Raw genomic sequence first — 12,496 nt, forward strand, 5'->3', positions numbered from 1 at the left:
CAGATGTGATTTTGCTTACCTTTGTTCTTCCCATTCTTCCGGACATGGGAGGAGCCACACTCAGGACATTGCATGGCGATTTCCCCTAATTCATACCCTTATTATGCAACGCCGTTTTTGCTGTACTAATTTCACTTCAATAGGTGCTTGTATGGAAAAGTGACCTATTTGCTCGAATACGTCTGGTCGAACAATAAGGTCGCAGCCTTGTAAAATTGGAGTCTGCTCGCTTAGTGTGTCGCCCACAGGTCTGACACTCCACCAACGAAAAAGGACAGCAGATTCTCCCTGGCTATCCACAAGTTCCAAACGACTAGTCCATTGTGTTGGTTGTAAACCGCAGCGTATAGATAGCTGAGGCGGTAGCATCAAGATGGGACGAGAACCTAAGAAGTCCCATTCCCATTCCAAACCAATAAGTGGTTCAGCAAAACCTTGTGGGTAGATTAACACTTCTTCATCATGCCCATCCCATGATTCATTTGAGTTTCCGCGCCCAAAAGGTAAGCTTCCCTGCTCTAAGGACTTTTGCCCCTTTATAAATTCGATACCTGCAAATACTGTCACTTCCTGGCTCAAGTTACCAAGCACTTTGTCTTCAAATATCAACTCACGCTCGTAGTAACCACAACGGTACCAGCCGTTATGTGTATCCTCACCTGAAATGGAAACAGCAGGGGAAATAGCTGATTGCTGAACGCTAGGCAATGGTAATGATGGGCGTATAACTCGGCTGTGCCATCGGGCTATCTGAGGCTTGATGCGTGGTAAAACTTGCTCTGCAATTTCCTGAGTGGCAGTGGATGTCCACTTACCCTCATTCCAAAGTTGAATTTCGATACTGTTGAGTACTTCGTGAAAAACACTCTCAAAAAGTTCTTGCTCCCAGCCCAACATTTGAGTTGGGGGCAACTTATGTCTAACGGAACTACTTGATGCTTCGTAGCGGCTTTGCGAGCGCTTTTGATGGATTTTTGCTCCTTGCCAAAGTTGATCGAATCGCGATGCCACAAGCGCTGGAAATTTTTGCCAAATTCCTACTAAACGTTCAACTCGCTCTCCCCAATCAAGAGAAACTACTGCTGCTTGCTTACTCGAAGATACTGGGGGAGTAACAAATTCTGAGTTCCTTCTTGGAGCTATATCTGGCTCAATTCCAATCCGTTGAAGAAGTGTTTGTGCCAATACACGAATACCAAAAATCTCGCATCGAGCTAAATCTGCAAACTCACGTTGAAGCGCTATTGAAATTTGATAGGGAGATGTTTCTGAGTCATTCAGTACCTGTAGTACTGATAGGGTAGAAGTGATGGGTGTATTGCGGCAGAGGAATTCTTTTAGTGGAGCAATCACCAGTTCAGGAAAAGATAAAATCAGCGTAGCCAAACCAGCCAGAGCAGTCATCTTTCGCTCTAGTTCAGGATGAGTCACACGAGCTAATAGCACTGCTACTAATCCCTCATCGATAGACCATATCGGTGTTTCCTCTGGTGTGTAGGGTAAGAATGGTCCACCTACCGTTTCATAGCTAGGGAGACGGTGTTGAATGTTCTTGAAGGCTGCATTCCAAGATGCAAAAGCAATATCTGCCATACTCTGGGCAGCACAGAATTCAATTAGGTGGCGAGTGATACCCATAATGTAGGTTGGTTCGTACAGAAGCTGAGCAACCTCACCTGCAAAACACTGTAGAGCCGCTTCTTTAGACAAATTCAGTGCATGGGTAAGCCAAGGTTCATATCGAGAGCCTCCTAGACGAAGATATCCACCGCCACCACGAGAGTAGCAATAGGCTAGAACAAAGGCGATCGCAGCAATATGCTGATAACCATGCCGCTCTAATCCCTGCCCTAACTCAGCAAGCAGCACGGCATCTTCATAGAAATAATATTCACGGGAAAAATAATGTATGAGGTGAATAGCTTCATCTTCTGCACCTGCATCCAATAACTCGACAAGACGATAACCAAATGCATTAAGGAACCCGCTGCAATTGCCTTTTCTGAAGGAAAATTGGCGGCTGAAGTCGTGCAACCCTTTCATCACATCCAGGGGAGCAGCATTAGGTAAAAAAACTGGTGGTACAACCTCCATCTGGAGTGAGGATTTTCGATTTGTTGCTGAAGTTCGATGATGTCCAGCTTCTTCTGAACCCACTACACCTTGACCTGACGGTAGGTAAAGATTGTGAACGTCTGCAAAATCTTGCAATTTTTCCCATGCGTCAGGGTTGAAATTTTTAGAGTTGCCTTGTATTTGTCCAGCTAGTAATTGAAAATGATGCTGACTAATACTTGGATCAACTTTGAAGAGTCGTTCAATTACAGATAACCGATCTTCAGCGGAATCAGTTTGACCATCAAACGGTTGAGTAGCTTGGAGAAAGGTAAGAATTATTGGGTTTCCTGTAGACTTTGTAGCATCAATTGCATCTCCCAAACCATCCTCAAGCCGCCAATCAATTACACCGCCATTTAAGACAAGTGAACGAGCCAGCAAAGTCAGTCCAGCCACAGCATCAACTTTACATAAAGCTGCATACCAAGAGCCATGTACATACTCGATCCTTTCAGTATGCTCAAAAACTTCATTTACAAGGGGTTGCACTACCTTAATGGCATCACAAGTACGCTGTAAATCTACTCTTCCCAATGCTGGAAGGCTACCTAGCAGTTCAGAGATAGTAACGTCTTTACGAAAACCGTATGCACATAGGTAGATTACGACAGACTGCCATCGAGAACAAGCTTCATTTTGTTTTTTCCCAGCGATTAAGGACTGAATTAGGTAGAGATCGAAGGTTGCATGTACCTCATAGAACCGACCAATTTCTTCGATCTTTTCTACTAAATATTGAATCACCCGATGAGTAGACTCATGTAATGACTGATTCCTGGCATAAGGTAGCAGTAGTTCAACCAAAACTTCTGGAGCCAACGGTCCTATGGAAGACTTTTCATAGCCATTTGTTTCAACGGAAATCTTGGAAAGATGATTCAGCACTAAATCCCACTGCTCTATTCCATGTAGAAGACGAAGCGCACGAGAGATCGATTCGTGAATAACTTTTCTGATTGCATAAAGGTCGATAGCACGAGGCTCACCCTTAAACGGATGTGTATCGCTAGCCAACAGTTCGACAGCTTTCAGAAGCTCTGCTTGTGCCCCTGCTAAATTTAGCTTTGCTTTGACCTCTGCTTCCGACAAAGATACGACGAAACGTAGCCAATTCTGATACCAACTGCCTTCTTCGAGTCGCTCTTTGACCTCAGTTAGTAGCTTGGGATTGGCTGCTGCCGCAATTCTAAGAGCAGCAATCCAGTGGCGCACAGGTTCCTCTTCAAAGAAACGACGAGCAGGCTCAAACTCAGTAATTATTTCAGCAAGATTTGGAAAGTGGTTTGCTACTTTACTAGGTTGCACACCTAAGGAGAGACATTCAGCCGCCAATTCTGTAGATGTGGAACTCTCCAAAGCATAGGTTGCCATTTCTAGCGTTTGCTGGGGTTTACCATCTGCCTCAAGAATCTTGGCTAGCTCGACCCTGATTATGCTAGCGATCTCACCTGTTATGTGTGACTGAGCCAACAAATACTCAAGAGCATCTGTCCCACCAAACTGTGTAAGCCTTTGGAGAAGACCCCGCAAATATTTAGCTGGAGGAGCCTCAACATCTATCAGCCAGTTTGAGAGTCGTCGGCACATGACTTCGGCTCCATGAATCCGGAGCAGCCCATGAAATCTGGCGATCGCAACTTGCATCCAATCTGAATCAGAACTGTTATCTTCTTCAGTAGTTTTCTTCTCAAGTTCTAGATATTCACTCCAGGGGGGTGTTTGTCCAGCATCATCACACAGTGAACATAAGAGGAGTCCAGGTTTGGCTGGCAGGGTTGGTCGCCCCTCAAAGAGCAAGCGTTCTACCAGCACATCCATTCCAAACACTTCTCCAAAGGTTTGACCATAAAGCTCATATAACTCCAAGTCTCTAAGCTTTTCTTCATAGCAGGTGTAGATGGAGCGATGAAGCTCAGAGAAACGAACAAGGCAGACCCAATCTAGCTCTTCGGCTGCTACCTCGATAGCAAGCATTAAGTTTGCCTGAAGTGCAGAGCGTGGGTGTCCAGTCTCAATGCTGCGAGAGACAAAATCGAACTCAATTAAATCGAGAATGTCTTTTTTTCGTCCTGCGCGACGCAAGCATGGCAGCAAGAATCGGTAAGCTTTTGAATCTTCATAAAAGCCACGCCGCCTCAGCCAATCGATGACTGGACTAATAACATCAGCAATTAGAACTTCTTGCGCTCGCAGCCGCTCAGTAATAAAGCGCCTAAAGCTTTCATGGTAGATCCTTACACCACCTTGAGTTGTTACTTGCTTAAAGATAGGCGAGAGGTTTTCAAAGGCATTCGGGATGAGATAAGAAATTGCAGGACCCAGAATCTCTTGCAACTCTTGTCTAGTAATCCCAAAATCGATCAACCCAAGTATGTTTGCTACTGCTGCGCCCATATTTCCAAGAGGTGCGCTTCGCAACAAATGGTCATAGTAGCGAGAGATATTGCCCTCAAGAGTTGGTGCTTCATGTAAAAATGTAATAGGCTCAACTGCATCACGATCCTTGACCTTGGCTGAAAGTTCTCGACACAGGAAAGTTGCATATAGGGGATTTCCCTCTGAGCGCTCATGAAGTAGCGTTGCGAATTCCCCCTCAATATTTTCAAATCCTGCCCTTCTAAGCAAGTCGAAAATTCCTAAGCGCTTTGCCAAGTTTGTTGTCTCAGCAAGGTTCCAGTCCGGTATGGTGATACTCTTTCCACGATCGCTCAAGGGGGTTAAGTGATTGCCTGGTTGTGAGCCTATTACCAAATGCACACCGTCAGGCAAATTGAGCGTAGCAAGCCGCTGGACGATATCAGTAGCTTCTGGTGCGAGTGACGGTGATTCTACTAGGACACGAGAGATGTGGTCTATACCATCAACAATCAGAACTACTAGCGCTGCTTCGCTTGATTCAGCAGCCTGCTCAAGTATGTTTTCCAACTCTCTCAGACCAGAAGAGTAAAGAGGTCGATGCTGTTCTCCAAGTGATGGTTTGGAACTGATGAGATCGTAAATTAAATTAGCAAAAAGTACATCACTCGTGATGCGTCGTTGAATTTCCGGATCGCCTGGTTCTAAGTAGCAGTAATGACGTGCCACCAAATGGCCTGCCTCTTTCAGTTCCTCAGCAAGACAAGTGAGAGTCCACGACTTTCCAGATCCAGGTGCGCCAGTGAAGACAACAACTTTTTCAGACTCAATTTCACCAGTAAGGGTATCCAGCAGGCTTATTCGGTTTACAAGCACCGACTCTTCAAGCGGAAACTGCTGAGCAACACGACCATAGTCTGTTCTCAGCCGAAGATTTGCCACGACCTCGGATGGCTTCAGAGTTTTATGATTTGCACGAGCTTGGGATGCCATCTGGATCAAGCTGGCTGCAACATCTAAGGGGTTTCTATCCCGATTTGGATACTGACCTACCCCAATGCTCTCTGTTAGGAGGTGAAGCAGAAGCCCTTCAAGCACTCCGGGGTTTGTCAGATCTCCAGAAACTGCGGGACATTCCAGCTCAATCACGAAGCGCTCGGTAAACTCAAGAAAATCTTGACGTGAGATGCTGTCTGGCTGGCTGGCTGGCTTTTGTCCTTTACGTTGACGAAACTTCCAGAGACACTCTCCCCCATCAGACCAAATCAAGTCTCCACGTAGTCGATACAGCTTTGTTGAGTGTTCTGGGAACGAAGACTCAACAGAGACATCCTCCAGCAAGGTTGTGAAATCTGGATCTGTTGGAGCAGACCATGTTGTGCAAAGTCGATACTCGTTTGCCTTCGATGTTCCGGCACTGACGTAACACTGGACGAGTTGATCAATTCGTAGCTCTTTGCGGGCTGTAGTCAGATCTTCCCGCTCAAAAGTCCGTTCTGTGTCATTACTATACTTGAACTGCCGACGAATAAGTCGGGAATCAGCACGGATTTCTAAATCATCAAAGCGATCGCCCTCATACCTTTTGCGATCAACTGTAACTTCATCAAATTGCTCAACTATGCTCCTTGCAAGGAAATAAGCAGTTACCAAGTCTTGGTACTGATATCCTTTATGTGCTGAACTTAGACCACCAGTCATTAATTGAACCCTTGATAAGACCAAACATTATTGCAACGTTTCAGTTAGCCATGTAGTCACATTTGATTAGGGCAACAATTCTAACCTTAAACTTGATTTATTTGCAACTTTTTTAATGTTATAAAAGCCGGGTTAGGGAGGAAAATATTGCCTTCGTGACCTTTTGCCCTTGGTCGCACCTTGATTTGGGTTTTGACGTTCAATCAGTGTGTGAAATCATAAAAATGCGTTAACTCTGGCAGCTTACCGAAGTTAACGCACAAGCTACTACTTGTAACAATTTTCATGGTTTAGATTTCTTAGCCTTTGAAGTGCGAATGCGAACATGAACTTCAATACTTGATTCAGGGCTTTTTCTCACTTTTTCTAGCCGTTGTTTTTGCCTGCGTTGGGGAGGGTACTGGCTTATCAAAACCCGGACCATACAGCTTTATAGGCGGCTTGCTTGTAGGCAATTTGGATGTTTCCGTGGATTTTACCTCAGAGTGACCAACCGCCTTGTCCACCGCAGGCATAGCAGTAGCAATGGTTGACTGCGATTTTTCAGGAAGCGGACGATCTAAACGAGCTTTACGTGGTTCTACGTCCCTTGTGCTTCTCCCCGACCCACTTAACCCTGGTTGGGACACCGGAGGAAGTGACTGCGAAGCAACGCCATGATTGTTAGATTCTGTTTTTGCGCGAGGGTCGTCTTTCCCCAAAAACTTGCTGCGTAATTTCCCCCCCTCTCTCCATCGTAAGTAGAAGTATGGACCATACCTCTTTTTCTCGCCTGTAGAAAGTTGTTTATAAGTATATCTTGACTCAATCCACCCATTCTGAAAAAGACTCACAGGGATTTCATTTCTCAACTCTCGCTCCCGATCTTCAACCTGAAGCAACTCTCTTTCTTCTTGGTTCTCACTGGCAATATACAATTGGGCTTCTAACTTATACCTAAGCTCTTCTATCTCTTCGACACCAAAAGTCTCTATCAACTCGGAAACGACTCCTAACTGTTGAGGCAATGATAATTCCTTGGCTAGCCTCAAGACACTATTTGACCTTGGTTTCTTTCCAATCTCATTTAAAGTCGGCTCTTTAGATTTTACAGTTGGAGATAAGGCTGAACTATTCACACTTACACTTCGTGCGCTTTTCTGCAAAGTTTTTTCAATTGTTTTTTCTAGTTCCTGAAAATCTATTGGTTTTGTTATAAAGTCAAAAGCCCCTTCATTCATAGCTTTTCTAATGTTTGGCATATCCCCATAGGCAGAAATTATCACTGTTCTAATACTAATTTTCCTATCATTTAATTTTTTAAGTAATGTCAGACCATCCATTTCTGGCATATGAATATCAGTTAGCATCAAATCTATCTGACACTCTGATTGAATTTTTGCTAAAGCTTCCTTACCGTTATGGACAAAAATAAACTCGTATTCATTAGCTTGTATCTTTTTTTTAAATTGCTGACTTATGATACGTTGCCAAAGCAACTCGTCATCAACTACTAATATTTTAGCTGACATACCTTGCCTCCCCAGATTAGCGGTAAGAAAATACTACTATAATAAGTCTTGTGCCTAATTATAATAAAATATTAACAGGTTTCCCTTAGCAAACCTATAACTGGAGAGAGAAGTACCATAAACTGTACGAGCCGTAAAACTTAGTTTCCGTGGATGGTGAATTCAGATGTATTATGTAACGCTCCTGTAACCATCTACATCTGGCTACTTCCCCTACCACCCGGCTTAAAAGGGTAGCATGAATTACCATGCCAATCACTGGATCTAGGCAATGTTGCTGTTCCATGAATCTATGGAAACCCTGTGCCACCCAACGCTTGCCTGAAATATCGTAGAGGTTTGCCAATTTGCTCTCTACTTCTTGCTTGGAACTTCGGGTCTGCGAAAGCGTCACTCTTCACCAAACATCTGGGGTCTTGATTTAATGTAAGTTTTGGTATTTTTCTCAGCAACAACTTTTAAAAATAGAGCTTAGGCGGTACATTCTTAGTATTAAGAATTGCCCCTATGCCCAAAAATGTAGTTTTGAGAGATATTCTTTAATACATTTTAAACAACAACTGAAAATATCTTTAATCTTTGTAGATACACTGGCTAACCTAATTACCATGAAACTGAAACCCTTCACTTTTAAGACTACTGCTACGCTGGCAAAAAAGCCAAGGCAGCGATCGCTTATGAAGTCGCCGTCAGGTATTTAAATGTGGGTTTAGAACTCCTTGCAGCCGACGGCACATTCTTGGCTGCTGCAAACATCGACACTGTGATTGGGAGTATATATATTGCCGTACACAACTTATATTATTGTCTTGCCCCCCTTGCTCAGGATCACAATATTTAAAATAGAGAATGCAAAAAAAATATTACATTAGGGGTAGTAAAATCAAGAAAAACATAAACACTGGGCGTGCCCTGCCCCTGGAAATTATCAATATAGTCATGAATGATTAAACGCTTATAAAGCACAATATCTGGAGCCGAACTGCTCAAATATGGAATATTCTGACCAAACATTAACCCTTCTAAAAAATAGGGACTTATCAATGCTTCTTATAAGAAGCACTGAATCATCAACTAGCGGCAAAGTTTTATCTAGCAAAAGGTAAAGACGCAATGCCCGAAATTGGAATGTTTATACACCTGTTAGTGCTATCGCCGATAGAAAATATCTGCTTAGGTAAGAGATTTAGAAGAGAGATACCTACAGTTGCTTTTCTTTGAAAGTCTTCAGTTAGCCAAATTGCGAACCTTGACATAAAAACATTTACTGTTCCAACCATAACTGGAAGCAGTAGTTAAAAAAAACTCTTTCTTGACTACAGTAATGAAAGCATTTCAAGCCCTTTTTAGTGAATTTGTTATAGCTAGCTTGCTTAGAAAACTAATGCTTAGTGTGATTGAGAATGCGGGGGCGCAAAAAGGCTTTCTCATCCTCAACCGAGAAGGTCAGCTGATAAAGACATCTGCTAGTGAAGTTGACCCTATAAAAGTAGAATTGTTGCAATCTACCCCGGTTGATAACGATGAGCAGTTCCCAGTGTCAATAATTAATTATGTAGCCCGGACATTAGAAAATGTTGTGATAAATAATGCTACCACTGAGTCAAAATTTACAGATGACCCATACATACAATTACATCAACCTAAATCTGTCTTAGTTGTCCCCATCATCAGCGAGGACAAGCTCATAGGCATTTTTTATTTGGAGAATAACCAAACCACTGAAGCGTTTACCCCAGAGCGGTTAGAAATGCTAACAATCATCTCCGCTCAAGCCGCTATCTCCATAGAAAATGCCCTACTATATGAGCAGTTAGAGAATTACAGCCACAGCCTAGAAGTAAAAGTTGAAGAACGCGCTCAGGAATTAAAGAACAAAAATGAGCAGCTAGAACAAACTCTACAGCAGCTCAAAGTCGCGCAAAAACAGATGCTCGCACAAGAGAAACTAGCCTCTTTGGGCGCTCTCATAGCAGGAGTCGCCCATGAAATTAGGAATCCTCTCAACTTTGTTAACAACTTTGCTGAATTGTCTGCTAACTTAGCCCAAGAGCTACAACAAGAAATTGGAAATCAATGCCAATATCTAGATGCAGAAGTCGTTGAAAGTATCAATGATATTTTGTCTGACTTAGTAGAGAATGTAATAGAAATAAAACGGCAAGGTCAAAGGGCCGATAAAATAATTCAGACGATGCTGCTACACGCTCATCATGAAAGCTCTAAACGAGAAATGACTGACATTAATGGTTTGATAGCCTCGTCTATAAAACTTGTATTGCACAACCTACGGCAAAAGTATAAAGACTTTAATATCAGTATAGAAACAAACTACGATGCCTCTATCGGTCAAGTAGAAATCGTACCACAAGATATCAATCGTGCATTTATTAACATTATTAATAATGCTTGCTATGCAGCCCACACTAAAAATAAAATGCTTGGTGAAGAATTTAGTCCAATTGTTTCAGTAAAAACGAATAATTTAGCTGAATCAGTAGAAATCAGCATACAAGATAACGGTCAAGGAATATCGAAAAATATATTGGATAAAATCTTCAACCCCTTTTTTACAACTAAGCCTCCCGGAGAAGGAACGGGTCTAGGCTTATCGCTTACCCATGACATTATCGTTGGGCAGCACCAGGGCGAAATGAAACTAGAAACTGAACCAGGAGTTTATACAAAATTCATTATAGTCTTACCCAAAAAAGCAGTTTAAAATAAAGATACCAGGCAATGATATCTATCGGAGTTGTCAAAAAATGCAATCACAATTACCGCTAATCAGAAAAAAACATTTTTTATCTTCGTGGAGTCAATTATGCCAGCCAAGCCAGTTAAAATCCTAGTTGTGGATGACGAACCACTCTTAGAAAGGCTAATTATTCAACAATTTAAACAAGAAATAAAAATTAACCAATACCAATTTTTATTTGCCCCCAATGGCATAGAAGCTTTGAAAGTTATACAAAATGAATCTATAGATTTACTCATCACAGACATCAATATGCCAGAAATGAATGGTCTGACTTTGCTGAAAAAAATAAAAGAGATAGAGATAGAAATAAAAACGATAGTAATTTCCGCCTACGGCGATCCCAAAAACATTGAAGAAACAATAAACCTACAGGGTCTTGATTTTCTTGCCAAACCCATTGACTTTGATGAATTAAAAATTACAATTCATAAAACTTTAATATCTGAGAGCTAAGAATTCGGCCGGTCGGGTGGGGTACGGATGTGTTTACCTCTTCCAGAGCGAAATACAGCCTCATTTCAGTTTATAACTTTCCAAAATCCCAACTACGGTTGCTGCACCAACACAGGCTGTTCAACTTACCTTTTGGCTACCACAATAAAAAAACAAGCGCGGTCTTGTAGGATGACCCGGTTGTCCACCAGGCTGGCTGTGGTGAAGGTTTGTAAGCTGACACATGAGAGATGGATTTAGTACCGCAACTGCGGGACGGGTCTCCTGCCTCTAGATGGCGTCATCAAGCTGTTTTCGAGCAAACAAGAGGACATCCCCCTTAAGAGCAGCGGTTGGTCTGGATGTTCAAGAGAGTAACGCGATCGCTCTACATCTTAAAATCGCCGCCGTCTTCCGTTCCGCCAAATTTGGCGGAACGGGGTAGAGACCGCAACTACTCAAATTTAGTTGCGAGCAAAAACAAGCTGAACTGCTTTTAACCCAAGATAGTTGAAAATAAGAACCCCTGGTTGTGAACAAAAGTGAAGTAATCTGTTCTCAACTAAAATTTGTTGAGAACAGCTAATCACTGGTTGTGAGCAAAAGAACGAGCTACAAGGAAGGGTTGCAGCAACGGGACTGCTCAAACGGAGGACTGATGCAACGCCGCTACTTCAAACCCAGATGTAGAAGCCAACTCAATCTCCTAATTTTTCCACCGAAGGACTTGAATGCTGAGATGCCAGCGATGAAAGCCTGACAGCCATAGCAATTTGATGCAGCCTGGGATCTTCCAGCCCAAAAAGGCTGATAAAGTGGCAGCGCTGATTATCCATCAATAACATCTGCTCATAAGCGCAATGCTTGATTTCCTCTTCAGACGCTTTTTCAAGTTTTTTTAGTGCAACAGGAAGCCAGAATGCCCTTATTGCCTTGAGAGTTATCGATTGCTTGTCGGCTTTCGATTTAGCACTGAGATATTGAAGCAACACGGCTTCGGGAGTATTCTTAGGAACCCTAATTCGTACCTCAAAACTCTCGCAATCCCAATTACTCATTAACTCCACTCCATTTGTAAGGGTGAGTTACAGCGACATAGCTTAAAGGAGTTTAAGCTTTCTTCAATACCGATTCAACAGACCAAACACATCCACAAGTTAAAACACAACAGAAGTGCCGGACAGCTCGGAAAACATGGCTATTACCTGAAAACCCATATTAGCATCCTAGCAGATACCACGTCCCTCCATGTACTCCTTTCACTTCGTCGGATCGGTAAGAACGCTGCACCACCGAACACAATCAACGCATGCACGTCTCTTTATCCTGAATCTACAAAACAATCTCTCCATCTATCAAAAGACTGCCCAAAGAAATCTATCAAAAGAAAGCGGAAAAACTTTGAAAATATGCTGCCAACATATGACTATCTACTGCTGCCTGCTACAGCAATTCCTATTGGAAATCCCGGGTCTTGCGGCATCATGGGGTAAAATGTAGCAATTGCTACATTTTACCCAAAAAGAACAATGGACTTTCATCTAGATACCTTATTAAACTTACCGAACGTTACGGTTTTCACCGCTTATCAAAAAGAAGGATTCTTCATTCTGAAATT

7 protein-coding genes and 1 pseudogene are annotated in these 12,496 nt (G+C 42.7%); 3 read left to right on the forward strand and 5 right to left on the reverse strand.

Features of this window, described 5'->3' with window-relative positions; translation table 11 throughout:
• The 4 genes and pseudogenes from H6F74_RS31275 to H6F74_RS28950 all read right to left on the reverse strand — a co-directional run.
• A pseudogene (locus H6F74_RS31275) lies at positions 1–74 on the reverse strand (IS1 family transposase); the annotation flags it as partial.
• A gap of 16 nt (positions 75–90) precedes the next feature.
• Positions 91–6,174: an ATP-binding protein gene (locus H6F74_RS28940; protein ID WP_190445555.1), complete on the reverse strand. Its 6,084-nt coding sequence runs from the start codon at positions 6,172–6,174 to the stop codon at positions 91–93.
• A 344-nt stretch (positions 6,175–6,518) separates the two neighbouring features.
• The gene (locus H6F74_RS28945; protein ID WP_190445556.1) at positions 6,519–7,685 is read right to left on the reverse strand and encodes a response regulator; all 1,167 of its coding nucleotides are present in this window, start codon (positions 7,683–7,685) and stop codon (positions 6,519–6,521) included.
• Between the two features lie 94 nt (positions 7,686–7,779).
• Positions 7,780–8,079 carry a hypothetical protein gene (locus H6F74_RS28950; protein ID WP_190445557.1) on the reverse strand — a complete coding sequence of 100 codons (300 nt, stop codon included), beginning with the start codon at positions 8,077–8,079 and terminating at the stop codon, positions 7,780–7,782.
• Positions 8,080–9,009: 930 nt separating this feature from the next.
• Here H6F74_RS28950 and H6F74_RS28955 point away from each other — a divergent pair.
• The 3 genes from H6F74_RS28955 to H6F74_RS28965 all read left to right on the forward strand — a co-directional run bounded on the left by H6F74_RS28955 (position 9,010) and on the right by H6F74_RS28965 (position 11,323).
• The gene (locus H6F74_RS28955) at positions 9,010–10,407 is read left to right on the forward strand and encodes a sensor histidine kinase (protein ID WP_190445559.1); all 1,398 of its coding nucleotides are present in this window, start codon (positions 9,010–9,012) and stop codon (positions 10,405–10,407) included.
• Positions 10,408–10,509: 102 nt separating this feature from the next.
• On the forward strand, positions 10,510–10,899 hold the full coding sequence (locus H6F74_RS28960; RefSeq protein WP_190445560.1) for a response regulator: 390 nt from the start codon (positions 10,510–10,512) through the stop codon (positions 10,897–10,899).
• Positions 10,900–11,173: 274 nt separating this feature from the next.
• Positions 11,174–11,323 carry a hypothetical protein gene (locus H6F74_RS28965; RefSeq protein ID WP_190445562.1) on the forward strand — a complete coding sequence of 50 codons (150 nt, stop codon included), beginning with the start codon at positions 11,174–11,176 and terminating at the stop codon, positions 11,321–11,323.
• A 253-nt stretch (positions 11,324–11,576) separates the two neighbouring features.
• Here H6F74_RS28965 and H6F74_RS28970 read toward each other — a convergent pair whose 3' ends face one another.
• Positions 11,577–11,936 carry a hypothetical protein gene (locus tag H6F74_RS28970; RefSeq protein ID WP_190445563.1) on the reverse strand — a complete coding sequence of 120 codons (360 nt, stop codon included), beginning with the start codon at positions 11,934–11,936 and terminating at the stop codon, positions 11,577–11,579.
• Between the last annotated feature and the right edge of the window lie 560 nt (positions 11,937–12,496).

The sequence above is a fragment of the Trichocoleus sp. FACHB-90 genome (genome assembly GCF_014695505.1).
Taxonomy (GTDB): Bacteria; Cyanobacteriota; Cyanobacteriia; order Cyanobacteriales; family FACHB-T130; genus Funiculus; species Funiculus sociatus.